Raw genomic sequence first — 26,423 nt, forward strand, 5'->3', positions numbered from 1 at the left:
GACGCGCTTTAGATGATCAGAACGGATGCCAGTTGAAGCTGACGCGTACGCTCGTCGTGTCCGGCGTCAGGCCTTCGTCGTAGCCTTCAAGCGGGAATGAGAAGCGTGTTTGTTCCATCTCGTCCGCGCGCACTTCCGCCGCGATGCTGATCCGTTCGCTGAGCGCCAATTCGGCGCCGATGCCGTACGTCCAGCCTTCGATGCTCTCATTGTCGCTTTGCAGCGGCGCTGTCGCGTCGACATCCATCGAGACGTAGCCCGCGGCGCCATAGAGCCAGAAATTTTCGCCGAACACATAGCCGGCGCGGCCTCGTAGCGACCATTCCTGGTTGATCTCGACGCCGTTTACGTCGCCGCCTGAGCCGCCATCATCGCCTTCGCGATCGCCCCAGGTCGCCTGCAATTCGCCGCCGAACGCCCAATGGCCGGCCTGAAAATTGTAGCCGCCTTGCACGCCATAGAGCCAACCATCGAGATCTGCCGACGCTTGCGTCGAACTAAATGGTCCGCCAACGGCGCCATAAGGCTGATCGACATCGCCGAACGTGTAGCCGGTGTGTGCGCCGACATAGAGCCCGTTGAAGGCGTCGGCCTTCGCTTCAGTGGCGCCAGCCGCCGCCATCGCCGCGATTGCAGCGGCGAGAAATGAAATGCGTTTCGACATGCATCTTCCCCGTCTATTCCCTATCCCCGCCCGGTGCGACGGTAGGAGCCTCCTTACCTGTCCGCAACGCCGGCGAATTTGCCCGTTTCGCTAAGCCATTCGCCGCCAACGATTTTGTTTTTTCTGCATAGCTCGCCTTGATCCAGTGCGTCGCTCACGCAACACTCGCCCATGCCAAAGCCGATGACTCGGAAGTCCGCGCCTCCTTCGCCGTGACCGTCAACATGACGGCGCGCGAGATCACCGATTGGCACAAGACCGAAGCCCCCCCTTTGTCGGCCAAGATTTCGGCGATGGCGTTTCCGTTGGCGTCAAGGCCGGCCAACGCACCGTCGCGCTTTTGAAATCCAAGCGCGTTCCGATGCCCGAGGACATCAAGCATATGCGCCGCATCATCAGCTTCATTCCCCGCCTCTCGATGCAAGCACCACGTAAAAATCGCGAAACCTCGCGCTGGCGCTACGCCCTCATGAACTGGGGCCACGACCCGCTCAGCCTCACGGACGCCGATAGCCCCTAGCGTTAGCAACCTCACACCCATTCCTATAGGTCACGGGCTTGCCGCTTCGCGCCAATCCGGGAATGAGTGTAACTTGCGCGAAAAGGGGAGTGACGCTGCGATGCCTACCGAACAGAAGCCCATGAATTCCGGCTACGGCATCCGCACCGATGCGCGCGATGCTATCGGCGGACGCGATCTCACCGGCAAAGTCGCCATCGTCACCGGCGGCTATTCCGGCCTCGGTCTTGAAACCACTAAGGCGCTCGCCGGGGCCGGCGCTATTGTCGTCGTGCCCGCGCGTACACCGGAGAAGGCGCAAGCCGCGCTCGCCGGTATCGCCAATGTTGAACAGGCAGCGCTCGATCTTGCCGATCCGGCCAGCATCGATGCCTTCGCGAGCGGCTTTTTATCGCGCACCAAGAAGCTCGACATCCTGATCAACAACGCCGCCATCATGGCCTCGCCATTGATGCGCGATGCGCGGGGCTATGAGGCGCAGTTTGCAACCAACCATCTAGGGCACTTTCAGCTGACCGCGCGCCTCTGGCCCGCGCTTAAAGCCGCGAACGGGGCGCGGGTCGTGTCGTTGAGTTCAATCGGCCATCGCATCTGCCCGCCCGATCTCGAAGATCCGAATTTCGAGCACACCGAATACAACAAGTGGATGTCCTATGGCCGCGCCAAGTCGGCGAACGCGCTCTTCGCCATCGGCCTCGACAAACGCGGCGCGCCGCACAATGTCCGCGCCTTCGCGGTTCATCCTGGCGGCATCATGACCGACCTCCAGCGCTATATGCCGGAAGAAGAAAAGCGCGCGATGGGCTGGATCGATGAACACGGCAACGTCAACGATCGGTTCAAGACGCCAAGCCAAGGCGCGGCAACGAGCGTTTGGTGCGCCACCAATGCGCAGCTTGAAGGCAAGGGCGGCGTTTATTGCGAAGATTGCGACATCGCCAAGCAAGTCCCGTCGGACCACAAGGAGTTTGACGGCGTGCGCCCCTGGGCCATCGATCCGGTTCTCGCCGATAAGCTTTGGACCCTCAGCGAACGCATGACCGGTGTAAAATTCGAAGCGGCTTAGGCCGTCTGACCTACCTTGAAAATGCAGCTGTATTAGCGCCGATTAAGAACTCGCGCGCGTACCGTCTGGGCTATGATCAACTCGCTCCCGCCAGAAGTGCTTGTCCAAGTTTTGGATGCGCTCCCTGTGCGCATCTTCTGGAAGGATCGCGAGTCGCGCTTTCTCGGCTGCAACCAGCGTTTCTGTGATGATGCGGGCGTCGCAGACCCCAGGCAGTTCATCGGTAAGTCCGATTTCTTCTTCTATCATCCCGATCAGGCCCGCGCCTTTCGTGACGCCGATGCTGAAGTCCTTTTCAGCGGCGTACCGAAGCTGGGGATCGAAGAGAAGCTGACGCGCGCTGACGGCACAATCGTCTGGCTCGAGACCAACAAGCTGCCGCTCAAGGATGAAGCTGGAAACGTCATCGGCGTCCTCGGTATGTATCACGAGATCACAGAGCGCAAATTGGCGGAGGAGGAGCGTTGCCGCGTCTGCCTCCGAGGCGCCGCCGCCGCTTAATTCTACCAGCGACGGATCGCGCCGGCTCGTGCGTTTATAACGCTATGAGCATGAACCGCCGCACTTTCCTTGCCGCCAGCGCCGCTGCGACCTTTGCCGCGCCGGCCGTCGCCCAAACCCTCGATTTTCGGGACGCCGCCACATACTCGGCCGAACGGCGGGGCGTTTCGCTGTTGGTGATGCGTCGCGGCGAAGTGATCTTCGAAGATTACCCAAACCAAGGCAGCGCTGCGCGCGGTTGGGAACTGGCCAGCGGCACAAAAAGCTTCACTGGCGTCATGTGCGCCGCCGCCATACAGGACGGCTTGATTTCCTCATGGGATGAACGCGCCAGCGAGACGCTAAGCGAGTGGCGCAATGATAATCGCCGCCGCATCACATTGCGCCATCTATTGTCGCTCACAAGCGGCATTGGCGGCGGTCCTATCGCGCGTCCGCCGACTTACGCCAATGCGATCGCCCAACTGGCTGAAGCTGCGCCCGGTGCGCAATTCGCCTATGGACCGACACCGTTCCAGATATTCGGCGAGATCATGCGCCGCAAAACCAACAGCGATCCGCTTGCCTATCTGACGCGCCGCATCTTCGCGCCGCTCAACATTGAGCCAACCGCCTGGCGGCGCGGCGCGGATGGCATGCCGCACATGCCGTCTGGCGCAGGGCTCACCGCGCGCGATTGGGCGCGCTTTGGCTGGTTCGTGCTGCAGGGTGGGGAGGGGCGCATCGATCAGGCGGCGCTTCGCGCATGTTTCAACGGTTCGCGCGCCAATCCTGGTTACGGCTTGTCGTTTTGGCTGATCCGCGAAGGCCTCGTGCCGCCAGGGCGCCGCGCCGGCATTGAAATCGACGGGGCGCTCTCGGCGCGCTTTGGCGGCATCTCAATGGCCGCGGGCGCCGGCAATCAACGCCTCTATCTTGTGCCCTCGCTCGATCTCGTCATCGCCCGTCAAGCGACCGGGATTCTTCAAGCGCTGCGCCGCCGCAATAATGGCCCCGAATGGTCCGACGCCGAGTTCCTGCGCCGCGCGCTTGGCTCGGTTTCGCGCTGATCTTTCACGCTTCGTCAACCCTGTTGTGGGCAGCGGCATCAACGGTTCCGCAACGAGCTTGCTGTTAACGTCATCCAAACGCTGGAAAAGGCGTGTGTGTGGTGGGCAATGTCGAGGACTGCTAACGCAGCTGCACTGAGTGTGCGCCGCGCCTGGCTAGGCGTCGGCGCTCCTATTGCTGCACTCGTTGCAGTGATTATCGCCCTTGCGATCGGCGTATTCGCCTCGTTCGCTAACGACCAAGATCAAGCCTTCGAACGCAACAGCGCAACGCTGGTGGCCAGCAACCTCGATGGCCGCGCGCGCATGATGGGGGCGGTTGGTCTCGATTATGCCAATTGGGACGAGGCGTTTCAAAACATCAGCACGAACTGGAACCAGGAATGGATCGATAATTCGTTCTACTCCAGCGTCGCCGATGCGCTCATCTTGTTCCGCCAAAACGGCGCCGTTCGCTACACATGGGTCAGCGATGCGCACACCGCGCATGCGCAAGAATTGGCTCAGGTGATCGCGGAGGCCGGCGCGCGTGTGCCAAATCTGCGCCGTCTCGCGCGCACGCCGACGCCGCAGGACACCGTCACCAACACCTTCGCGCGTATCGGTGACACGCTGGTCGTTATTTCCGTCGTGCCGATCACGCGCGAAGATGACGCTGCGCGCATCGCCTACAATCCGCTGCGCGGCTACGATTATTTGGCCATCGCTCAAGTCATTGACGCCCCGAGCATCGCGCAAGCGGGCAGTGCGATGTCGCTTGAAGGGTTTCGATTGGTCGGCGCCGACCAGCAGGCCGGCCCAGATGTCATCGCACTTCCCGTGACCGCCGCAGACGGCGACAGGGTCGGCGATCTTGTCTGGCGCAACACCCATCCCGGCTCAGCCGCATTCCAGAACCGCATCTGGCCGGTGATTGCAGCGTTGCTCGCCATTGGCGCCTTCACGCTGCTCATCACCAGATATTTGGTCCTCCACCAAATCCGCACCATGGCCGGCGTTGAAGCCGCCATGGAAGGCGCGCGCGCCAAGTCGGAATTTCTCTCCAAGGTCGGGCAGGAGCTGCGCACGCCCCTCAACGGTATTATCGGCTATGCTGAGATCATTCACGAAGAAACGGAATCGCAAGCCGCGCGTGAGGACGCGGACCGGATCGTCTCGGCGGCCAAGCATCTCCATGTTTTGCTGAACGACATCCTCGATCAATCGCGTCTCGATTCCGGTCGCATAAGCGTCAAACAAGAAGTGCTCCCGGTCGCGGGGATGGTGTCGGAAATTCACGGGCTAATGCGCCCCTCTGCGCGCGCCGCGGGCGTGAACTTGCTCGCCCAACCAAGCGCTGCCGCCGCTTATGTCGTCGCGGACCACGTGCGTCTGCGTCAGTGCCTTCTCAATCTTGTCGGTAACGCGATAAAGTTCGCGCCGCGCGGTACGGTTTGGATCAAAACCCATCTCGCCGAGCAGGGTGACCGCGACGCCGTCGTCTTCGAAATCAGCGACAACGGTATCGGCATCGCGCCCGCCGATCAGGACAAGCTGTTTGAGCCGTTCAGCCAAGCCAACGCGCAGATCGGTGAGATCTACGGCGGCGCCGGCCTCGGTCTTTCGATAGCGCGCGACCTCGCACGCGCGATGGGCGGCGACATCACCGTGGTCAGTGAGTTGGGCGCCGGCGCGACCTTCAGTCTGTCCGTTCCCGTCGCCAGCGCCAAGGCGTTCAACGCCGCCTAGTTAGGCTAGACGAATTTCTCGCAAACGTTCGAGCAAGAAGTCCTGCGCCGTGATCGGCGTTGGATAGCGGTCCGGCGTCTCTCGGCTCACGCAGTTCGGCAGCGTTTTGATCAGATAGTCAGGCGCAAAGTGCAGGAAGAACGGAATAGAATAGCGCGGCAGGTGCGCGCGCTCCGGCGCCGGGTTCACAACCCGGTGCGTGGTGGAACGCAAGCGATGGTTCGTCAGCCGCTGCAGCATGTCGCCGACATTGACCACCAACGCGCCCTCTGGCGGGTTCACATCCAGCCATTCGCCTTCAGCCGTCAGTAGCTGCAGTCCCGCTTCCTCAGCGCCGAGCAAGAGCGTGATGACGTTGATGTCCTCGTGCGCCTCGGCGCGTACGCCTTCAGGCTTTGGCGGCGTTGGCGGATAGTGCAACAAGCGCAGAACCGAGTTTCCGTCGCGCACCGGTTCGCGGAAGAAGTCGCGCGGGAGTTCCAAAAAAACCGCGATCGATTCCAGAAGCTCCAGTCCCAATGCATCAAGCGCGGCGTAGAGCCCGTACACATCCTCGCGGAACGTCGCGATCTCTTCCGGCCAAACGTTTGTCGGCATGAAGGCGCGGTAGCGATGCGCTTCGCCAAGTTCGCGCCCAACGTGCCAGAATTCTTTAAGGTCAACTTTGTCAGCGCCTTTCGCTGCCTCGACGCCGAACGGTATGTAGCCGCGCTGCCCTGCGCCGCCGGCGATGTGGTGGCGCCGTTTCGTTTCTTCCGGCAGCGCGAAGAAATCCTTGGTCGCGCGCACCGCCCGTTCGATGACGCCAGGATCGAGCCCATGATCGCGTACGATCGCAAAGCCGAAGCGCGCATAGCTGTCGCCCATCGCACGCGCGAAGCCTTCGCGATCACTGCGCCGGTCGCGCATCGAAAGTGCGGGGAGGGCCTTTAGCACCATACGCTCAAACTGCGCCGCTTCGCGGCCGCGCTCAATGTCTTAACGCGGCGTTTACGATTCGGGGCCGAGCGTCCGCTTCCAATCTGGGAGACGATCCATGTTCTTTTTCGGACCGCATTCTTGGCGCGGTGAAAGCGGCCGCCGCTATCGTTTCAAGTGCGTTCTGACCAAGAACGGCCTGCCGCCCGAGGGCGTCGGCGGGATTTATGTTTTCGTGCGCCGCCGCTGGGGCTTTCTGATGGAGCCGCTCTATGTCGGCAAAGCCGCAGACCTCCGCTCGCGCCTGCTTGGGCACGAAAAATGGGGCCGTGCCTATTGGTATTACGGCGCCACGGAACGCTACGTGCTTGGCCCGATCCGCGACGAAGTGGACCGGCGCCGTATCGAGGAAGACCTCATTCGCGGCCTCAAACCCCGCATGAACGACATGGAAATCCCCCAGGCAGCCGGCTTAAAGCCCAAGCGCAAAGCTGCGGCGAACCATGCGTTTAGCCTCTCGGCGCTGCTTGGCGGGCGCCCACAACGGGCGTGATTGCTTGACCCGTGAGGCCCGCCGCGCGACAGGGCGGGCCGATGAGCCAAGACGCCGCCCAACAAGAGCCGCCAATTGAGGACCCCAGCGAAGCTGGAGGCCTTCGCGACTTCGTGAGCAGTATGGACGCCCGGGCCTGGCGCGCCGTTATTCTGTCCGTGCTGAGCGTCGTCCTGGTGCTTGTCCTGCTTGTCGCCGGGCGCTTTCTGTTCGGCGATCAAATCGAACGCTTCATCGATGAAACGCTCGGGCAGGCCAATCGCGGCCACTGGGGCCTTCTCGCCACCGTCCTTGTGTTCACGCTGACCGCCTATGTCGGGGCGCCGCAAGTTGCGCTGATCGCTGCCTGTGTCGTCGCTTTCGGCGCGGAGGTCGGCTTCTGGTACGCGTGGATCGCGACCGTTATCTCCGGTGTTGCGACTTACTTCACCGGTCGCCTCACAAGCGCTCAAACCCAGAAGCGCTTCGGAGGCGCCACTGGCGGACGGTTCACGCGGTTCATGGGTAAAAACACATTGCTCGCAAGCTTTGTCGTGCGCTTTATCCCGACAGGCCCGTTCATCGTCGCCAACATGGCGTTCGGCGCTATGCGTGCAAATTTTTGGGCCTACATCGTCGGCCTCGCCGTCGGTGTGCTGCCCAAGACCATGATGGTCGCGTTCTTCGGCAACAGCGTTTTGAACGCCTTCCAGGGCGAGTTCCTAGCTGCTGCTGTGATGGCGGCACTTGCCATCGTGGTGGCCATTGCAATTGCCTTGATCGTGCGCAGGTTCGCGCGCCGCGACGCTAAAGAGGACAAAAGCGATGAGTAACGTTGCGGCGCCATAATATGACAGGCGACGCGCCGAATATTCAGCGCTAGCGTTTGGTTATGAAAAAGCTCGTCCTTGCAGTCGCGTTCGCATTGGCCGCTTGCAGTCAGCCCGCTCCGCCCCCCGAGCATGGCTACGGCGCCGAGCCGCAATTGCCCGATCCGCAATCAAGCGCGTTGCCTACCGTGAACACCGCCGAAGCGATTGGTTGGGCCGAGGGCGGCGCGCCAATAGCGCCGGACGGCTTCACTGTGACGCGCTTTGCCGAGAATCTCGATCATCCGCGTATGATCTATCGTTTGCCCAACGGCGATATTCTCGTCGCGGAAAGTTCAACCAAGCCGCAAGTCGGCGGTGGCTTCATGGGGTGGATCCGAAATCGTATCCAGCGCGGCGCCGGTGCGCTGAGCGACAGCGCTGATCGCATCACCTTGTTGCGCGACAGCGATGGCGACGGCGATGTCGACGCGCGTCACGTGTTTGCGGAAAATCTCAATCAGCCCTTCGGCATCGCGCTCGTGGGCGATTATCTCTACGTGGGCAATACCGACGCCGTCGTGCGCTTCCGCTACACACCCAACTCCGTGCGCGCGCCGGGCCAACCCGAGACCGTGCTCGAACTTCCTTATCGCGATGGCGATAACGGCCATTGGACGCGCAACCTCATCGCCAGCCCCGATGGCGCGAAGCTCTACGTGGCGGTCGGCAGCTCATCCAACATCGCCGATAACGGCATGGAAGCGGAGGAGGGGCGCGCCGCGATTTGGGAGCTGAACCCGGATGGCACGCAAGTGCGCATCTTTGCATCGGGCCTGCGTAATCCTGTCGGCATGAGCTGGGAGCCGACCACCAATGCGCTTTGGGTTGTCGTCAACGAGCGCGACATGCTCGGCGACAATCTTGTGCCCGATTACATGACCCATGTTGAAGCCGGCGCCTTCTATGGCTGGCCCTATTATTATTGGGGCGATCATCGCGATGAGCGTGTCGAAATTCCCCAGAACGTTCGTCTGCAAGCGCCAACCGCGCCTGACTTTGCACTCGGTGCGCACACAGCGTCACTCGGCTTGATGTTCTCGAGCGACGCTGCGCTGCCTCAGCACTATCAGGGCGGCGCTTTCATTGGTCAGCACGGCTCGTGGAACCGTAGCGAACTCGTCGGCTATCGCGTGGCTTACGTGCAGTTCGCCAACGGACGCCCCTCAGGTGAGGTCGAGGATTTTCTCACCGGCTTCCTCAATGAGCGCAATCAGGCACAGGGCCGCCCGGTCGGCGTCGCCACCGATCGCACCGGCGCGCTGCTTGTCGCGGACGATGTAGGCAACATCGTCTGGCGCGTCGCCTACGCCAACGCTCCGCCTGCAGCGCAGTAATTAGTTCCGTGCTTCGCAGCGCCACACGAGGCGCTGTCTTGGCGTGCCTTGCGTGAAGCGCATCAGCGCTTCATTGCGGCGCGCCACTGCGTCCGGATCGCCATCGCACCCGCGCCCAACGCCGCTTTCCGCGACAGCCTGGTTCGCGGCTGCGAACTCTTCGTCATTCAGCGGATAGCGCTCGCGGCGGAATTCGCCGGTGCTTGGATCGATGGTGAGCACATCCATCACGCGCGCCTCGCCCAGCACGATCACGCGCCGGAAGCGCGGCGTGTCATCGCCCAGTGGTGCATAGAGCGTGCGTTCGTTGACGCAAAGCCGGCCCGACGCCGTGAAGCTCATGTCGGCCACGCCTTGCGCGCCGGCGCTGGCTTCGCGATCGAGCGTGCATGCAATGGCGCCGCTAAACGCCGGTGGATCGGGGATCGCGGCCGTTTGGCTGCCTTGTGCGCGCAGCAACGCCACGCCCGCCGCTACGATCAGTATCGCCGCGATCGCCGCGCCTGCGACAATCGTCATGACGCCGAGGCGTCTGCGCGGTTGTTCAAACGGCTCCGGCTCGTGATGGGTCTGCACCCGCACGTGACCGTTCGCGTGCGCATCGCCATGCCCACGGCGGCGCGAGAGTACAACCGCGCCCAGCACGCCGACAGCCACCAGCAGCGCCAGCGTGCCGCCGATCAAGATTACCACCGCAATGCGCGTCAACCGGTCAGCCGTTTCGAGCTTGGAGGCCAGCTCATCGTTCTGCGTCTGCAGTGCTGAGATCGTTTGCGCGCGCTCGGTTTCGATCCGTTCCGCGAAGGAGAGGCAGCGTTCGTCGCTCAGCGTCGGTGAGACGCCGGCCTCATCCAGGAATTCCAGCAACTGGCCTGCGCGCGTTGAGACGCCGCGCGTCTCACGGGTATCGGCGCCGGAGACGTGCCAGGAATTGACGCCGATCACGCGGCCGCACTCATCCAGCAGCGGACCGCCCGAGGAGCCGGAGGAAATAACGGCCTGGTGGTTGATTGAAGGGATCGGCTCGCCGGTTGGCGCAGTGTCCCGCAAGGAAGATATCTGCCCCGAAGTCCGCGACGCTGGAGCAGGGCGCAGCAGGTCGGCGCCGGTCGCGCCCTGATAGTCGACGTCCGGATAGCCAAGCGCGACCACGCCATCGCCAGCGTGAGGCTCGACCGTTGAAATCGTGAGCGCCGGCAGGTTTGGTCCGCCAGTGAATTCGAGCAGTGCTAGTTCTGAGTTTGGCGAGTAGCGGATGATCCGCGCCGGGATGAGGCCTTCGCCCTCAGGCGGCACAACCGCAAGTTCGAACTCGGAGCGCTGCCGCGCCGGTGCGACCACGTGCGCGTTGGTGACGACCAAGTTTGGCGCAACCACAAAGCCCGAACCCGAGCCGTAGAGCATCCGCCCGTCAGCGCTTTCGAGGATCACCACGATGCGCACGATGCCGCGCTCGGCCTCGTCGACGCTGGTTTGCGCCGCCGCAGGACCGGCCAGCGCTACAAACAGCGCCGCCGCCAAGAACCTTAACGCCTTGCCGACCAAGCTTTTCCCCGCCCACACGCTGCGCTGAGGTCTCAATTATCGGGGTCCGGCGCTTGGCGGGCAAGCGCCGGACCCACCTGTTAGCCTTGTCTATCGCGGGGCCATGGCTGGGCGGCCACATTGCCGGTGAAGTTTGGCCTTGTGTAGCCCGAGGTCCAGCCGCTGATGACCCAACCAAGGGCGGGTTCGAAGGGAACACCGTCTCCAGTGGAGAAAATCACTCGGCCGCCGCCGCCCGTGGCGTTGAAATAGCAAAACAGCTCCGAACGGTTATCGCCCGTGATGTCGTAGGCAAAGACCCGTCCGGCGCCCGCGCGCGGCCCCGTCCCGGAGCAGAAGTTTAAGCTGGTGTCCTGCCAATAGCGCGTGTCGCCAAAGACATCGCCGGCGCGCGCAAGCTTGACGTCGATGCCCCCGTTAGAGCGCGTGTGGCACAGCAAATCCGAACGCGCATCACCGTTGAACTCGGAGACGATCAGCGTTGCCGATGGATGGGTGCACCAATTGATCGTGCTTTCCCAATCATTGGCGCCGAACACCGACCCGGTCGCTGCCGCGTAATCGATCCATTTATGGCCATCGCCAGTGTCATGGCAGAGCAGGTCGGAGCGGCCATCTGCGTTGAAGTCGCCGATGTGCAATTGCGCCGTTGCGTGGCTGCACCACGGGTCAGCGATTTCCCAATCGGCGCCGCCATAGGGAGCAGAGCCGCTGCCGCTCGAAAAATCGATCCATTTGTGGCCGTTCGTGCGGTCGATGCAGAACAAGTCCGTGCGGCGGTCGCCGTTAAAGTCGCCGACATGGAATTCCGTCCCGGCGTGTGAGCAGAACGGACCCACGTATTCACCCTGCGGACGCAGCGAAAATCCAGCGCCGATCGCAAGGCCGACGCGGCCGGTGCTTGAGTTATGGCAGATGCCATCGACGCTGCCGTCGCCGTTGAAGTCGCCAAAGAAGAGTTCATCGCCCCGGCTTCGCGATTGGCACCAATGCGATGCCGTCACGTCGTTCACGCCCGCAGCTTCCCCGCCCAGCATCGTGAGATCGATTTCACGGCGCCGGGTGATGATGTCGCTGAAGATGTCCGTCTGTGAAGGAGGGGCGCCGACGGCCTGTGAATTCACGCCGAGCAGGCGTCCGCCGCCGGTTCGATCGTCGGTGAAGATCGGCCCGCCTGAATCGCCGGGGCAAAGCACGTTGCTCGTCTGCATTTCGCCGTAAGGGCCAATGCGCGTGTTGGTGTGGGCCACTTGGCGATTGCCTGTGAGGGCTGGGGTCGTCGGGTTGCAGCCGTAGCCGTAGACGCTCACCGCCGCGCCTGACGCCGGCATCACCGTGCTGCGGCGGGCGGGTCGTGCGACAGTTTCCGGCACCGGATCGGCGAGGCGGAGCAGCATCACGTCACGCGTGCCGATCGGAAAACCCATCGAATAAATGTGGTCAACCCTGAACGTCTGCCGCGTCCCGCCCGGAGGATCGATGTTGAAGGTCGCTGGGCTCGAAGCGCCCGGGTAAAAGATCGGGATGTGCGCCGTACAATGCGCAGCCGTAACGACCCATCGCGCGGCAATCAGAGTCCCGGTGCAGAAGCCGCCTCCCGTGCGGAACAAGCCCACTTCGGGACGGGCGTTGGTGGCGGTTCCCGAAAGGAGGGGCTCGGTGGCGACGCCGGTCTGCGCCGTGGCCAGGCTGGGTGCGCCGAGAGCGAGCGCGAGGCCGGCTAGAGCGATGAGATTGTGGATAGGTTTCGGTTGCGCCATGAACGCACCCCCTAATTTGCGCAGATCATGCGCACTGTCCCTGCGGTAACGACCTTGGCGGCGAGAATACCGTCCGTCAATTCGCAGTAGAGAGTTGCTCACCGACCTGCGGTCCGCCCCTTGCATCGGCGCGCGCAATCACGGCAAGTCCGTTCGTCGGCGAACGGGGGCGGTCGGTCGGCTTGAGCGCGAACCTGCGTAACAGGTTCCCACGCGCATGCCCCCAAGCGCCCCTTTCTCGCCTCAGAGATTCACTCTTTGGCGAGCGTCTTCTCAAGATTGTTAAGAATGCCGCGTTAAGCCCAGGAAGGGTCTGATTCGGTCGGTGTTTAAGCGGCGAGGGTTGTCACAGAATGCTCGGCAATATGTTCGGTCTCGTAGCCCCAGATCTCGCGATCGACTTGGGAACTGCGAATACGCTGATCCACGTCAAAGGCCGCGGCATCGTTCTCGATGAACCGTCGGTCGTTGCGTACGTCAATGAAGGCGGCCGCAAGGTCGTTTACGCCGTCGGCGCCGAAGCCAAGACGATGCTCGGAAAGACCCACCGCAACATGGAAGTCGTCCGCCCGCTGCGTGACGGCGTCATCGCCGACTTCGACGTCGCCGAAGAGATGATCAAGCAGTTCATCCGCAAGGTACTGCCGCGTCCGGCGTTGATCTCACCGCAAATTGTTATCTGCGTGCCGACGGGCGCCACCCCGGTTGAGCGCCGCACCATTCTGGAAAGCGCTCAAGCTTCAGGCGCGCGCCGCGTGAAGCTGATCGAAGAGCCCGTTGCCGCCGCACTCGGCGCCGGCCTTCAGATCGATGATCCGTCAGGCTGCATGGTCGTCGACATCGGCGGCGGCACCACTGAAATCGCCGTGCTCTCGCTTGGCGGTCTCGTCTGGTCGCGCTCGCTGCGCGAAGCCGGCGACAAGATGGACGAGGCCATCATCCAATACCTGCGTCGCCAGGAAAACCTGATGATCGGCGATAGCACCGCCGAGCGCATCAAGAAGGAAATCGGCACCGCCAAGGCGCCGGATCACGGCCAGGGCATGTCGCTCCCGATCAAGGGGCGCGACAATCTCTCGGGCGTGCCGAAGGAAATCACCGTCACCGAGGCGATGGTGGCCGACGCGCTCGCCGAGCCGGTTACCCGTATCGTTGACGCGGTACGCCAAGCGTTTGAGCAAATGCCGCCGGAATTGGCCGCCGATATCTACGACCACGGTCTGATGATGACGGGCGGCGGCGCGTTGCTCCGTAATCTCGACACGGTTCTGCAGGAACGTATTTCGATCCGCGTATCGGTGGCGGACGATCCGCTGCGCTGTGTCGTCAAAGGCTGCGGCATCGCGCTCGAAACCATCAATTCGCAGGAAGCGCGCCGTCTGTTGACGGAAGAAGTCTGATCCCGGCGCGCGCGGCAGAAGAGGCGGCATAAGTGGCCAGGCGCAGAAGCAGCGTGCGACGCGCAGGCGGCGGGAGGAAAGTCCCCGCCGGTGTTGCGCTCGCCATCGTGCTCGGCATTGGCGCGGTGGTGCTGATCGGCACACAAGCTGGTCGCACGCCCCAAACCGAGGGCGTCATGCAAACCGGCGATGACGGCGCCGCCGCGGCGGGCCGTGTCGCAACTGGTCCGGCGCGCGCGAGCGAAGGCTTCTTCGATCGTTTGCTTGGTGGCTGGAATTCAGCTGAGCGCATCGAGCAACTCGAAGCTGAAAACCGTGAACTCCAGGCCTGGCGCGATCTCGCCGAGCGTTTGGCCGAGCGCAATCGTCGCTATGAATCGCTGCTGCGCATGCCGCCGGACACATTCGGTGAGGGCGCTGATCTCGAAAATTCGATCGCTGCACAACTCGTCTTGGATAGCGGCGGCCCGTTCATGCGCACGCTCGTCGCCAATGCTGGCGAGCTTCATGGCGTGAAGGTCGGCTACATCGCCGTGAACGAGAACGGCCTTGTCGGCCGCGTCGTTTCCGTCGGCCAGCATTCATCGCGCGTGCTCATGCTCGACGATTACAACTCCCGCATTCCGGTGATGGGTGAATCGTCCCGTGTTCGCGCCGTGCTTGCAGGACAGGCGATGCGTCGTCCGGAATTGTCGCTCTATCCCTATCAGCTCGAAGCGCCGCGCATGGACTTCATTGTCGGCGCGCAATCGCTGCGCGAAGGCGAACGCGTCATCACTTCAGGCGATGGCGGCCTCTATCCGCGCGGCATCCAAGTCGGCGTCGCCCGCCGCGAAGGCAACGGCGCCTGGCGCGTTGCGCTCGCCGCTTCGCAACAACCGATCGACTTCGTGCGCATCATTCCGTTCGTGCCGATCGACCCGCCTGAAACCACCGCCGATCCGAGCGCAACGCCGCCGCTCGGCTCATCTTCGTCGGTCGCCGTGATCGGCCGCGAGACGATGGCGCCGCCGCCATCTGTGCCGACTGCGGCGCCGCGTTCGGCTCAAACACAAGAACCGCGCCGTCAAACCGCGCAGAACCAGCCCGCCGTGCAAACACCACCGCCATCGCCGCCCCAACCTCAACAGGAAGCGCCGCCGCCCGCTGAGCCGGCGACGCCGCCGCAATGAGGGGCTTCGCCGCGCGCGCGCCGAGCCGCGGCGTCCTGCGCACGTGGGGCCTCGTGCTCGCGGTGCTCAGCGTGATCTTGCCGGCTCTGCCGCTTGGTCCGTTATTCTCGCAACCGCCATTGCCGCTCGCTGTTCTCTGGGCCGCCTATGGTTGGGCCGCTGAAGATGAAAGCGGCTGGCGCGCGCCGATCGCGCTCGCGCTGCTTGGCTTGGTGCACGACCAACTCGCCGGCGGGCCTTATGGTTTGTTCGTCGCCATCTATCTTTCGGCGTATCTCGTCGGCCGCATTCTCGCGGTGCTGATGTCGGCGCCGAACTTGGTTTCCTTGTGGGGTGGCTTCATCGGCGCCGCGCTCTTTACCATCGGCGTTGCTTATCTGCTCGCGCGCTTCGGATTGGGGCGCAACGTCTCGGTGCTGCCGTATGCTGAAGCGGCCATCATCACCGCAATCATCTTTCCGCTCGTGCGTCCACTCTACATGGGCGCCTCGGCGAGCTTGCGTCCGCAAGTAGGGAGCCGCCGATGAAGGGCAAGAAGGTCGGCTCAACGTTGCCAAAGCGCGACGCGACGGTGATCTTTAATCGCCGCGCGACGTTGCTGTCGTTCATCGGCGTCGGCGTGCTCGGCACGATCTTGTTCCGTATGGGGCAGCTGCAGGCCACCAACCTCATTAGCCGCGAATATTCCGACGCTGCTGACGAAAACCGCTTCGACACCCGCATCATCCCGCCGCCGCGCGGCATTATTTATGATCGCTTCGGCGTCGTACTTGCGCAGACCTCGAAGGATTATCAGGTCGCCGTCGTTCAAAATGACGTCGAAAACATGGAAGAGGTCGTCGGCCGCGTAGCCCAGATCCTCGGCCTCGATTCTGAATGGGCGCGCCGCGCCATCATCCGCGTGCGCGGTGGCTCACGTTATGAGCCCCAGCCGCTGAAAGATGGCCTGACCTGGGAAGAGTTCAACGCTATCAACGTGCGCCTGCCTGAGTTGCGCGGCATCGTCGCGCAATCGGTCGATGTGCGCGCCTACCCGTACGACATCGTCTACGGTCACCCGATTGGCTACGTGCAAAAGCCGACGCAGCGCGATCTTGATCTCGTGCTTGAGGAAGAGGGCGAAGGCTCGTCACGCGCAACTTATCTGCGCAATCCCCACGTTCGCGTCGGCAAAGCTGGCCTCGAAGCGGCGATGGAGACGGAGCTCCACGGCATCGCCGGTTATCGCAAGATCATCGTCAACGCGCGCGGCGTCGAGCAGGGGGAAGATGAAGCCGAGCGGCGCGAACCGCAGCGCGGTTCCGGCCTCGTGCTGACGCTCGATCACGATCTCCAGCGCATCGCGATGCAAAACTTCGGCGAGCAATCCGGTTCCGCTGTCGTGATGGACATTCATAACGGCGACATGCTGGTCATGGCGTCGGCGCCGGGTTTCGATCCGAACCTCTTCGTCAACGGCATCGGCCAAGCCGACTTCCGCGCCTACAACGAAGATGAAAAAAAGCCGCTCTACCACAAGACGGTGACCGGCGTTTACGCGCCAGGCTCGACCTTCAAGATGATGGTCGGCATCGCCGCCAAGCAAGCGGGCGTCGAAGACGATTGGGCCGTTGGTTGCTCAGGCGGCTTCGCGTACGGCGGCCGCGTCTTCCACTGCTGGCGCGCGGGCGGTCACGGCCGCGTCAATCTGCACGACGCCATCAAATATTCTTGCGACGTCTATTTCTACCAAGCCGCTCTGCGCGCTGGCCCCGAACGCATCGCGGCCGTCGCACGTCAGTTCGGCTTGGGCCAACATTTCGACGTCGACGTGCCGAACGTTCGCAACGGCCTCATCCCTGATCCGACTTGGTGGCGTGAAAACCGCAACGAAGGTTGGACCGGCGGTCTCACGGTGAACTACGGCATCGGGCAGGGCGCTATGGGCGTCACGCCGTTGCAGCTTGCCGTCATGGCCGCGCGTCTCGGCAATAACGGCTTTGCCGTCGCGCCGCGTCTCGTGCGTGAGGGGCCAGGCATTTCCGAACCTGTGCGTCCAGCGCGCATGGAGGGTGTCGAAGCGGAATTCTTGGCGCGCGTGCGCGACGGCATGTTCGGTGTCTGTAACGAGCCCGGCGGCACCGCGATGCGCGCGGGTAATTTGGAATTGGTGCGTCACCCGGAAACCGACGCTGCCGTTCCGCTCACCAACGAGAACCGTGGCTGGCAGCCGGTGCAGATCGCCGGCAAAACCGGCACCGCGCAGGTTCGCGCGCTTGGCTCCAACCGCGGCCGCCACTACTCCACCATCGAGTGGCGCTATCGCGACAACGCGCTCTTCTGCTGCTTTGGCCCTTGGCACGAGCCGCGCTACGCATGCGCTGTCGTCGTCGAGCACGGTGGCGCGGGCTCCGGCGTTGCAGGTCCCATCGCGCGCGAAATCATGCGCGCCACCTTGCTGCGCGATCCTTCGCGCCGCACCGCCGCCAATCTGGCCGAGCTTGAACGCAATTTGGCGAGGAACGCATGACGACGCTTTCCATGACCGCCGGCCCCAACACCGTGTTCGATCGCTTCGCGAAGCTGAACTGGGGCATCATCACCATCCTCATCGCGCTCGCCTTCGTGGGTGTGCTGATGCACTTTTCGGTGTCGTCCGGCGCATGGACCGATATGCCGCTGACGCACGGCATTCGCTTCGCCGTGCTGCTTGCCATGATGGTGCTGGCCGCGATCTTCCTCGATACACGCGTGTGGCTCGCCATCGCGTATCCACTCTACGCGGTTGCTCTCATCTTGCTTGTCGGCGTTGAAGTCGCCGGTGCAACGCGGATGGGCGCGACGCGCTGGCTCGATATCGGGCCGCTCTCGCTGCAGCCTTCAGAGCTGATGAAGGTCGGCATCGTGCTTGCGCTTGCGCGCTATTACCATTCGCTCGATCCACGCAAAACCGGCACCGTGCTTTGGATCGTGCCGCCGTTCCTGATGATCGTCGCGCCCGTCGCGCTCGTCATGCACCAGCCTGACCTCGGCACCTCGCTGATGATCCTTTTCGCCGGCGTCTGCATCATGTTCCTCGGCGGTCTGCTGTGGCGCATCATTGCAGCGGGCGCGATCGTCGCGATAGGCGGCGCCATCTTCGCGTATTTCGGCGTGCTCCATGAATACCAGCGTCAACGTGTCGACGTCTTCCTCGGCATCACTCAAGATCCGCTGGGCGCCGGCTATCACGTGCTGCAGTCTAAGATCGCCATCGGCTCCGCCGGACTGTTCGGGCGCGGCTGGATGCAGGGCACCCAATCGCAGCTCGACTTCCTTCCGGAAAAACACACCGACTTCATCTTCACGATGATCGTCGAGGAGTTTGGCTTGCTCGGCGGCGCGCTCGTGCTTGGCCTGTTTGGCGCGCTCATGGGCCTCACCATGCAGGTCGCCTATAAGGCCCGCTCGCTCTTCGGTAAGCTCGCCGCTGGCGGCGTCGCCGCAACGCTCGCGTGCTATGTCTTTATCAACACTGCGATGGTGATCGGTCTTGTGCCTGTCGTTGGCATTCCGTTGCCGATCATCAGCTTCGGCGGCACCGCGATGGTGACGCTGATGGCCGGCTACGCCATCGTGCTCAGCGTCGACTTGCACCGCGACCAGCACGGCGCGCGCGGCTGGCTCTGGTGATCTGTTAGAAAGTTAGAGCGCGAGCCTCCGGCCCGCCTTGATCTTGCTCTTCAAGATTAGATGCTGATGCGGGCCGGAGGCCCGCGCTCCAACCTGCTACCAGTTGGCTCTGTCAGCCATCCAGTCCGTGGCCCGCACCAACGCATCCACTATGCCCGGCTCAAGCGAGCTGTGTCCCGCATCGTGGATCACTTCCAACTCAAGCTCAGGCCAACGCTGTTTTAGATCCCAGGCGCTCTTCATCGGCGTGCACATATCGTAGCGGCCTTGCGCAATGCGGCAGGGGATGTTTCGCAGGCGCGGCGCCTGCTCCAGCAGCCATCCGTCGCTCTCGAAGAAGCCGCCATTCATAAAGTAGTGGTTCTCGATCCGTGCGAATGCTTCCACGAAGCGATCCTCATTGAACCGCGATGGCAGCGCGCTTGGCCCGGCGATCGAAATCGTTTCACCTTCCCATCGTGCCCAGGCGCGCGCTGCGCGCACTCTTTCGGCCCAGTCGGACGAGGTCAGGCGCTTGTGATACGCGCCCAGATAATCGCCGCGTTCGCTCGGCGGGATCGCTTGCGCGTAGCGCTCGAAAGCGTCCGGATAAACATGGCTCGCGCCATCTTGGTAGAACCAATCGATCTCACTCTTGCGCAGCAGGAAAATGCCGCGCAGCACCAGCCCTGCGACGCGCTCGGGGTGCTTGGCCGCGTATGCGAGCGATAACGTCGAGCCCCACGAGCCGCCGAACACCACCCATTTGTCGATGCCGAACTTCTCGCGCACGCGCTCGATATCGGCGACCAGATCCCAGGTCGTGTTTTCCCGCAGCTCCGCATGCGGCGTCGAACGTCCGCAGCCGCGCTGATCCATCGCCAAAATCCGAAACCGCTTCGGATCGAAAAACCGGCGCATCTCAGGCGAGAGCCCGCCGCCCGGGCCGCCGTGCAGCGCCACCGCCGGACATCCATTCGGATTGCCCGACTGCTCCACGTAAATCGTGTGCAGGTCCGAAACCTTCAGCATCTCGGTCGCGTAAGCTTCGATCGCGGGATAAAGGTCGCGGCGGGGTGGGGGCGTTTGTCCGTACATGACGCTTGGTTACGGTCGTCGCGCGCGCCGTGCAAGGCTGGCGCTGCAAGCATTCCATTTCTGCTGTCTCGCAGCGTTATCCGGTTGGTGCTAGGCGAGGGCCTTGAGCGCTGAATCGCCTCCGCAATCCATTCTCGCCTCGCCCGCCGCGCGCGTGACGATGGTGATGTCGGCGCTGTTTGGGACGACCGGCGTAATCTTGGTGTTTTTGCCGCGTTGGCTGGAAGTTGAACGCGGCCTGAGCGGCGCGGAAATTGGGATTATCCTCTCGCTCGCGCAATTTGCGCGCGCGCTCACTGGTCCGCTTATCGCCTATCGCGCCGATCGCGCCGCCGATCGCGCAGCGCCTCTTAAGCTCATCGCGCTCGCTGCAACCATTGCATACGCTGCGTTCTTTTTTCTCGCGGACGGCTTCTGGCAATTGCTGGCGTTCGGTTTCGTCGCGCTCTCTGTCACGCAAGCGCTGACGCCGCTCATCGAGGCCGCAACGTTGCGTGCAACGGCTCAAGGCAAGATGAGTTACGGCGTTGCGCGAGGCATCGGCTCTGTTGCGTTCATAGGCGCCAATGTTCTCGGTGGCGTTGTAACCGCCCACTTCGGTGTTGCGGCTGTCGTCGTCTGGGTGTTGTGCGGCCTGTCGCTTACGACCTTCGCAAGCTGGTTTGGCCTTCATCGTGATCCGCGCCCGGAGCGCCCGATAACGTCACGCGGCGGCGGCGTTGGCGCGCTGTTGGGCAATCGCCGCTTTTTGATTGTCATTGTCGCGTGCGGTCTCATTCAGGCGGCGCACGGCTTTTATTATTCATTCTCAGTGCTGGTTTGGCGCGCACAGGGCATTTCGTCAGAAATGATCGGCCTGCTGTGGGCGTTCGGTGTCGCGCTTGAGGTCGCGTTCCTTTGGAGTTTACCCTTTATCGAGCGGCGCACGACCCCCGAGACGCTCATCCTCATAGGCGCTGGCGCGGCCGTGGCGCGCTGGTTCGCCATGGGCTTTGCGCCGTTGGGCGGGGTGCTTTGGCCATTGCAGGCAATGCACGCCTTGAGCTTCGCCGCCGCCCATGTCGGCGCTATGCGTCTCTTGCATCGCGAGGCCTCTGAAGATTCTGCTGTGATGGCGCAAACCCTTTACGCTGTGATGTCCGGCGGGCTTTTGATGGGCGCATCGACCCTCATCTCCGGGTGCCTCTACGATGTTGGCGGGGCCATCGGCTATTGGGCGATGGCCGCGATGGCCGGCGTTGGCGGCCTACTCGCTTTGCTGCTTTTGCAGCCAAAAATGCGGGTTCCCGGCGCAACACATCAGTAACATCTCGCGCGAAATTCGCCTTTTGCGGGAACATCGCCCTGAAAGCGCCCCTTGCATCTTTGCCTAATATTTTCTGTTAGCCGTTATCGGTTGAAGGGCAGAACGCTCAAAGGGGACTGAATTGGCCACGACCGCGGCCACATTTGAATTCCGTGACGAAGAACGCGCGCCGGTGCTGGCGCTGCGCGGCGACTGGACGGTGGACACCATCTCCGGTCTCGAGAACGGTTTGGCCGAAGTTTCTGAGAGGTTAAAAGCGGGCGCTGTCGTCGACGTGGCGGATCTTGGCCGCTTTGACGTCGCTGGCGCCTATCTCATCGATCGTACGTTTCGCGAAAGCCCAAGCGGGGACAAGGTTCGGGTTGCAATTCGTGGTGAGCACGCGAACGCGATGCGCCTCTTGCAGGCGGCGCGCAAAGCCTATGCGGGCCCAGCCGCGCCGCCGCGCTTCCTTCACGGCTGGAAGGGCTTTCTAGATCTCACCGGCCGGGCGATGGTTTCGATCGCCGATGAAATCACCGAAACGGTGGGCTTCTTCGGCGAAACGCTCGTCACTATCGGGCGCCAGATCGCTAACCCGCGCAGAATTCGTCCCGTCTCCGTCGTGAGTGTGATGGAGAAGGCGGGGCTCAATGCCTTGCCGATCGTGATGCTGCTGTCGTTCTTCATCGGTATGGTTGTCGCCTATCTTGGCGCGCGCATTCTTGGTGATTTCGGCGCATCGGTGTTCACGGTCGAACTTGTCGCCTTCTCTATGCTGCGCGAATTCGGCGTCGTCATCACGGCCGTTATTCTCGCGGGGCGCACCAACTCGGCCTTCACAGCAGAAATAGGCGCGATGAAGATGCGACAGGAAATCGACGCCATGCGCGTCATCGGTATCAAACCGATGGATGCGCTCGTCGTGCCGCGCGTCATCGCGATGCTGATCATGACGCCGATTCTCACCTTCGCGGCGATGATGGCGGGTATGTTCGGCGGCTTGCTCGTCTGTTGGGGCGAACTTGGCGTCAGCCCCGCTATGTTCTTTGCGCGTATAGCCGAAGTCGTTCCCGCCCAACATTTCTGGGTCGGCTTTGTCAAAGCGCCGGCCTTCGCTGTTGTTCTTGCAGTCATCGCCTGCAAGCAAGGGCTTTCAGTCGGCGGCGACGTCGGCTCGCTCGGTTCGCGCGTCACCACCTCGGTGGTCCAAGGCATCTTCATGGTGATTTTGATGGACGCTCTGTTCGCGCTCTGGTTCCTGGAGATGGACTGGTGAGCGAAGAGATCGCCATTCGTGTGCGCGGCCTCGTTACGCGCTTTGGCACGCAGACCGTTCATGACGGGTTGGATCTGGATGTGCGCCGTGGTGAAATCCTCGGCGTCGTCGGGCCATCCGGAACCGGAAAATCGGTGTTGCTGCGTGAGGTCGTTGGTCTCGATGCACCGACGGCGGGGGAAATCACATTTCCCTGTTTTGAAGAGCAGGAGCGTGAACCGCGTCTCGGCGTCATGTTTCAGGACGGCGCGTTGTTCTCGACACTCACGATCCTTGAAAATGTCGAAGCGCCGTTGCGTGAGCATACGCGTTTATCGCCGGAACTTCGCTCCGAGATTGCCAGCCTTAAACTGTCCATGGCCGGCCTTGGCCCTGATGCGCATCACAAGAAGCCGGCGCAAATCTCAGGCGGCATGCGAAAGCGCGCTTCCGTCGCGCGCGCGATCGCGCTCGACCCCGAATTGCTGTTCCTGGACGAGCCGACTGCGGGTCTCGATCCGATCAGCGCCGAGAAATTTGATCGCATGACCGAGGAGCTCGCGCGTTCACTCGGTCTCACCGTGTTTCTGGTCACCCACGATTTGGACACGCTTCACGCTATCTGCGATCGCGTCGCCGTGCTCTATAAAGGCAAGGTCGCCGCGATCGGCACCATCCCCGAAATCACCGCCAACGCAGAAGGTTGGGTGAAAGAATATTTTTCAGGTCCGCGAGGGCGTGCCGCTCAGCACGGCGCCGCGGGAGGATAAGCCATGGAAACGAAAGCCAACTACGTCCTGATCGGCGCCTCGACAATTATCGGCGCTTTGCTGATCATGCTCTTTGCGATGTGGATCACCACCGGTGATCTGCGGCGCGGCTTCAATCAGTATGACGTCGTGTTTGATGATCCGGTACGCGGCCTCACTGAGGGCGGGGAAGTGCGCTTCAACGGCATCAAGGTTGGCGAAGTGGAATCGCTGCGCATCGACGCCGACAACACCAACCGGGTTATCGCGCGCATTCGTGTGTCATCGGACGTGCCGGTAAAGACGGATACAGAAGCGCAGTTGGAGCCGATTGGTCTTACAGGCGTTACCCTGATCCAGCTCTCAACCGGTAGTGTTGAGGCCGAGCTGCTGCGCCCGGCATTCGGCGCGCCGCCGCCACGTATCCAAGGCCGCGGTAGTCAGATCGATGTTATCGTCGCGCGGGGCGAGGAGGTGGCGCTGCGCGCAAGCGAAGCTATGGCGGCTGTGCGTGATTTGCTGACGGACGAGAATATTGCGCGCGTGACCCGATCATTGGAGAATCTCGAGGCGATCACCACGCAATTGGCGGCGCGCGATTCTGTCGTGACCCAGTCGGGCGAAGCCGCGCGTGAAATCGCGCAGCTCGCGCGTCAAATGCAATCCGATCTCTCCGATCTCGATGATGTGCTTGGTGAAGTAAACCAAGCCGCGAGCGTCGCGTCCGGCGAAACGCTGCCCGAATTGTCGCTGGCGGCCGAGGAAATCCGCCGCGCCGCAGCCGGCATCAGCCGTGTTGCAAACAATCTCGAAGAGAACCCATCCGTCCTGACGCCGCGTAGTCCGCGGCCGACCGTGGAGCTTGAGCCATGATCCGCGCCGCCGCGCTTCTTCTTGCCGCCTCGATGCTGGGCGGGTGTATCACGCTGCTGCCAGAGCCGCCGCCGGCGCCGCGCACCTACGTGCTCGAAGCGCGCGATGTGCGTCAGCTGGAGGGCGCGCCCGTCAACGCCGTGGTCGGCGTCGCCCAACCCACGGGCGAGCGCGTAATCTTAGGGTCTGACATTGTCTGGCGCACGGGCGATACGCTTGCCTATGTTGATCAGTCACAATGGTCGAGCCGGGCGGCGGACTCGCTGCAACAGATTTTGGCTGAAACGATTATCAGCCAGGGCCGCTTCACGTCGTCGACTCGTTCTGGCGAAGCGCGCGCGGATTACGAGGTCCGCTGGGAGGTTCTGGATTTCGAAGTGCATGAAGACGACATGCAAGCGCATTTCCGCGCCGATGTTCGTATCGTCGCGCCGGGCCGGCGGATTGTGGCTTCGCATATGGTGGAAACTACCGCGCCCGTCAGTGCGCGTTCGTCATCGGTGGCGGCTGATGCGCTTGCGCGCGCCGCCCGTGAAGGCAGCGCGCGCATTGGGGAGTTTGCGGCAGAGGCAGTATTGGCGGCTCAAGCCTCCGCCAACACCGAGAGTAACTGATCAGGCCAGGGCGGCGTCGATCAGCAGATAGGCGCGGACGAGGTCCGAACCTTGTTCCTTGTTCTCGCTCTTGGCGAGATCAGGGCGTGAGCGGAACGCGATGGCCGTATCGTGAGCATCGACGTTGCGCTTCATGTGACGGACCAAGCGGGTCACGGCGCCAGGAGCGGCGTCGATAACGGCGCGGCGGCGAGCGCTGGCGCCATCACGTGAGCAACGAGCGATGCGCTCGAGATCACCAGCGTGCAGCACGTCATCGAGATCAACGCCGGCATTGGTGACAATGTCGATCGCGTCGGTCTTCAGCGTCGCATCCTTGTTGACCGGTTCGTTACGGCCGAAATCAGCCAGTTCGAACGCGCTCTCATTGGCGGCGACGGGCGCTGCTTCTTCGCGCTGCGGCGGCATGAAGTTGCCCCATGAACCGAAGCCTTTGAACACGCGCTTCGGCTCACGCTCGATCGCGACTTCGGCGCGGACTTGCGTGCGCACTTCGGCGCGGGGACGGACGCTGCCGCGAGAGACGGCGGCGTTGGCTGCAGCGTGCAGGGTCGTCATTTCTTCAGCGTGTGCGAACTCAACCGGCTCAGGCTGGCGCTCGACCTTCTTGCTGGTCGCGAGCGAAGCGATGGCGCCGAGGCGCTTTTCGATCGCGGCGGCTTGACGCTCGGCGGCGGCTTGGCTTTCGCTCGACGCCGTGCGTGCTTCGCTGAGGCGGGCCATCGTGTCGTTAGCGGCTTCTTGCATCGCTTGCGCTTCGGCGCGGATCAGCTGGGCTGCGCGCTTGGCTTCGTTGACGGCGTTGCGCGTCGTCTCACGAACGGCGCTGGCCGTTTCGTTTGCGGCGAGCACGGCTTCGGCCGTTGACTTGCGGGCCGTTTCGGTGAGGCGGGTGGCTTCGGCGAGACCGCCGAGCATTTCCGTCATCGAGCCGTTCAGCGAGGCGGCTGCGGCGTTGGCGTGGTCAGCGGCCTTGTGGAACTTCGCGGTGTGCTCGCCCAACACGTTGGCCGAGGAGGCGAACGAGGTGAGGTGCGATTCCAGCGCGTGTTCGGCGGCAGTGACTTCCGTCTTCACCAGCTTTGAAGCTTCGCGCATCAGGCGGACTTGGCGGCCGATCGAGTTGGCGATCACGTCCGTCTGGTCCTTGATGTCGGCTTTGACCTCGACGAGCGCTTCACGTTCGCGAGCCAGCGAATCCGTCATCGCTTGGGTGTTGGCGCGCGAAGCGGCGACCGCATCACCGAAGAGCGCGGCATTGCGTTGCGCGGCGGCTTCGAGTTCGGCCAGGCGATCCAAGGCAGCCGAGACTGCATCGTTCAGTTGGCCGATCTCGTTCTTCACCGTGTTGGTGAGACGTTGCGCTTGAGCTTCGCCAGCTTCCATCGGAAGCGCGGCGGCGTGGGCAAGGCGCGTCAGTTCGGCTGCGAGCTTGCGCGCTTTCAGCGCTTCGCCGGCGGCGGAGGCGGCAACCCAGAAGAGCAGGGCCGGGCCGAAAGCGAGCGCGATCAAGCCGGCTTGCATCGCCGGGTCCATCGCCATCACGGCTTCGACACCGAAATAGGTGAGTGGGCCGCCAATGGCGCCGCCGATCCAAACGAAGGCCATCAAGCCACCGGCGAAGCCGGCCCACGAGAAGCCCGTTCTGATCTTTTCGTCGCGCTTGGGCTCGATCACCGCCGGCTCGTTGTGAGCCACGGCTTCGAAGTCTTCGCGATCGAAGTGTTCAGCAAAATCATCCGCGATGGAATCGTTCGTTTCTTCGATTTCACCGAAATCGTCGAACGGATCGCGCTCGTCGTCCTCTTGACCGTAGTACATAGTAAACTCCCGCAGCGCCCACGGATCGCGGGCG

The 26,423-nt window shown here is 62.8% G+C and carries 24 protein-coding genes; 18 read left to right on the forward strand and 6 right to left on the reverse strand.

All coding sequences use genetic code 11. The features are described 5' to 3' along the window. Window positions 1–16: 16 nt before the first annotated feature. Window positions 17–664, reverse strand: coding sequence for an outer membrane protein (locus ATE48_RS15820; RefSeq protein WP_066773132.1), 648 nt, complete (start codon window positions 662–664; stop codon window positions 17–19). Between the two features lie 247 nt (window positions 665–911). Here ATE48_RS15820 and ATE48_RS19865 point away from each other — a divergent pair, with 247 nt between their 5' ends. From ATE48_RS19865 to ATE48_RS15845, 5 genes are all read left to right on the forward strand, one after another. Beyond that, window positions 912–1,184: a DUF3140 domain-containing protein gene (locus ATE48_RS19865; protein WP_156767812.1), complete on the forward strand. Its 273-nt coding sequence runs from the start codon at window positions 912–914 to the stop codon at window positions 1,182–1,184. Window positions 1,185–1,284: 100 nt separating this feature from the next. Beyond that, complete coding sequence (locus tag ATE48_RS15830) at window positions 1,285–2,250, forward strand: SDR family NAD(P)-dependent oxidoreductase (protein ID WP_066773133.1); 966 nt, start codon at window positions 1,285–1,287, stop codon at window positions 2,248–2,250. A 72-nt stretch (window positions 2,251–2,322) separates the two neighbouring features. Next, window positions 2,323–2,751, forward strand: coding sequence for a PAS domain-containing protein (locus ATE48_RS15835; protein WP_066773135.1), 429 nt, complete (start codon window positions 2,323–2,325; stop codon window positions 2,749–2,751). A gap of 50 nt (window positions 2,752–2,801) precedes the next feature. Then, window positions 2,802–3,800, forward strand: a complete 999-nt coding sequence (locus tag ATE48_RS15840) for a serine hydrolase domain-containing protein (RefSeq protein ID WP_066775248.1) — start codon at window positions 2,802–2,804, stop codon at window positions 3,798–3,800. Between the two features lie 108 nt (window positions 3,801–3,908). Next, entirely contained in the window at window positions 3,909–5,528 is a 1,620-nt protein-coding gene (locus ATE48_RS15845; RefSeq protein ID WP_083197403.1) for a sensor histidine kinase, read from the forward strand. Here the strand turns inward: ATE48_RS15845 and ATE48_RS15850 are convergent, their stop codons facing one another. Next, window positions 5,529–6,467, reverse strand: a complete 939-nt coding sequence (locus ATE48_RS15850) for an isopenicillin N synthase family dioxygenase (RefSeq protein WP_066773139.1) — start codon at window positions 6,465–6,467, stop codon at window positions 5,529–5,531. It abuts the gene before it with no gap. A 97-nt stretch (window positions 6,468–6,564) separates the two neighbouring features. Here ATE48_RS15850 and ATE48_RS15855 point away from each other — a divergent pair, with 97 nt between their 5' ends. From ATE48_RS15855 to ATE48_RS15865, 3 genes are read left to right on the forward strand one after another with little or no spacing between them, the layout of a single operon-like run. After that, entirely contained in the window at window positions 6,565–6,999 is a 435-nt protein-coding gene (locus tag ATE48_RS15855; RefSeq protein ID WP_066773141.1) for a GIY-YIG nuclease family protein, read from the forward strand. A gap of 41 nt (window positions 7,000–7,040) precedes the next feature. Beyond that, a complete protein-coding gene (locus tag ATE48_RS15860; protein WP_083197404.1) occupies window positions 7,041–7,811 on the forward strand; it encodes a TVP38/TMEM64 family protein in 771 nt (256 codons plus the stop codon). 59 nt (window positions 7,812–7,870) lie between these two features. Then, on the forward strand, window positions 7,871–9,184 hold the full coding sequence (locus ATE48_RS15865) for a PQQ-dependent sugar dehydrogenase (protein WP_066773143.1): 1,314 nt from the start codon (window positions 7,871–7,873) through the stop codon (window positions 9,182–9,184). Here the strand turns inward: ATE48_RS15865 and ATE48_RS15870 are convergent, their stop codons facing one another. Beyond that, window positions 9,185–10,729, reverse strand: coding sequence for a S1 family peptidase (locus ATE48_RS15870; protein ID WP_156767813.1), 1,545 nt, complete (start codon window positions 10,727–10,729; stop codon window positions 9,185–9,187). It lies immediately after the preceding gene. Window positions 10,730–10,809: 80 nt separating this feature from the next. Further along, a complete protein-coding gene (locus ATE48_RS15875) occupies window positions 10,810–12,489 on the reverse strand; it encodes a trypsin-like serine protease (protein WP_066773147.1) in 1,680 nt (559 codons plus the stop codon). Window positions 12,490–12,842: 353 nt separating this feature from the next. Between ATE48_RS15875 and ATE48_RS15880 the strand changes: the two genes are divergently transcribed. The 5 genes from ATE48_RS15880 to rodA are packed head-to-tail and all read left to right on the forward strand — an operon-like array spanning window position 12,843 to window position 18,712. Continuing rightward, window positions 12,843–13,889 carry a rod shape-determining protein gene (locus tag ATE48_RS15880; RefSeq protein ID WP_066773149.1) on the forward strand — a complete coding sequence of 349 codons (1,047 nt, stop codon included), beginning with the start codon at window positions 12,843–12,845 and terminating at the stop codon, window positions 13,887–13,889. Window positions 13,890–13,921: 32 nt separating this feature from the next. Further along, window positions 13,922–15,061: a rod shape-determining protein MreC gene (gene mreC / locus ATE48_RS15885; protein WP_156767814.1), complete on the forward strand. Its 1,140-nt coding sequence runs from the start codon at window positions 13,922–13,924 to the stop codon at window positions 15,059–15,061. Next, entirely contained in the window at window positions 15,058–15,588 is a 531-nt protein-coding gene (locus ATE48_RS15890) for a hypothetical protein (protein ID WP_066773153.1), read from the forward strand. The genes mreC and ATE48_RS15890 overlap by 4 nt, the downstream gene beginning before the upstream one ends. Further along, window positions 15,585–17,570, forward strand: a complete 1,986-nt coding sequence (gene mrdA, locus ATE48_RS15895) for a penicillin-binding protein 2 (RefSeq protein WP_066773155.1) — start codon at window positions 15,585–15,587, stop codon at window positions 17,568–17,570. The genes ATE48_RS15890 and mrdA overlap by 4 nt, the downstream gene beginning before the upstream one ends. After that, the gene (rodA, locus tag ATE48_RS15900) at window positions 17,567–18,712 is read left to right on the forward strand and encodes a rod shape-determining protein RodA (RefSeq protein WP_066773157.1); all 1,146 of its coding nucleotides are present in this window, start codon (window positions 17,567–17,569) and stop codon (window positions 18,710–18,712) included. Before mrdA ends, rodA begins: the two co-directional genes overlap by 4 nt. A gap of 96 nt (window positions 18,713–18,808) precedes the next feature. Here the strand turns inward: rodA and pip are convergent, their stop codons facing one another. Further along, window positions 18,809–19,789 (reverse strand): prolyl aminopeptidase, encoded by a 981-nt coding sequence (pip, locus tag ATE48_RS15905; RefSeq protein ID WP_066773159.1) that lies wholly within the window; start codon window positions 19,787–19,789, stop codon window positions 18,809–18,811. A gap of 103 nt (window positions 19,790–19,892) precedes the next feature. Between pip and ATE48_RS15910 the strand changes: the two genes are divergently transcribed. The 5 genes from ATE48_RS15910 (at window position 19,893) to ATE48_RS15930 (ending at window position 24,568) form a co-directional block, all read left to right on the forward strand. After that, entirely contained in the window at window positions 19,893–21,095 is a 1,203-nt protein-coding gene (locus tag ATE48_RS15910) for an MFS transporter (protein WP_083197406.1), read from the forward strand. Window positions 21,096–21,216: 121 nt separating this feature from the next. Beyond that, a complete protein-coding gene (locus ATE48_RS15915) occupies window positions 21,217–22,353 on the forward strand; it encodes an MlaE family ABC transporter permease (protein WP_066773160.1) in 1,137 nt (378 codons plus the stop codon). Next, window positions 22,350–23,102 (forward strand): ABC transporter ATP-binding protein, encoded by a 753-nt coding sequence (locus ATE48_RS15920; RefSeq protein ID WP_228126656.1) that lies wholly within the window; start codon window positions 22,350–22,352, stop codon window positions 23,100–23,102. The genes ATE48_RS15915 and ATE48_RS15920 overlap by 4 nt, the downstream gene beginning before the upstream one ends. 3 nt (window positions 23,103–23,105) lie before the next feature. Then, a complete protein-coding gene (locus ATE48_RS15925) occupies window positions 23,106–23,954 on the forward strand; it encodes an MlaD family protein (protein WP_066773162.1) in 849 nt (282 codons plus the stop codon). Continuing rightward, the gene (locus ATE48_RS15930; protein WP_066773165.1) at window positions 23,951–24,568 is read left to right on the forward strand and encodes an ABC-type transport auxiliary lipoprotein family protein; all 618 of its coding nucleotides are present in this window, start codon (window positions 23,951–23,953) and stop codon (window positions 24,566–24,568) included. The genes ATE48_RS15925 and ATE48_RS15930 overlap by 4 nt, the downstream gene beginning before the upstream one ends. Here ATE48_RS15930 and ATE48_RS15935 read toward each other — a convergent pair whose 3' ends face one another. Further along, complete coding sequence (locus ATE48_RS15935; RefSeq protein WP_066773168.1) at window positions 24,569–26,389, reverse strand: coiled-coil domain-containing protein; 1,821 nt, start codon at window positions 26,387–26,389, stop codon at window positions 24,569–24,571. Window positions 26,390–26,423 lie beyond the last annotated feature (34 nt).

This window comes from Candidatus Viadribacter manganicus (genome assembly GCF_001679665.1).
Lineage (GTDB): Bacteria > Pseudomonadota > Alphaproteobacteria > Caulobacterales > Aquidulcibacteraceae > Vitreimonas > Vitreimonas manganica.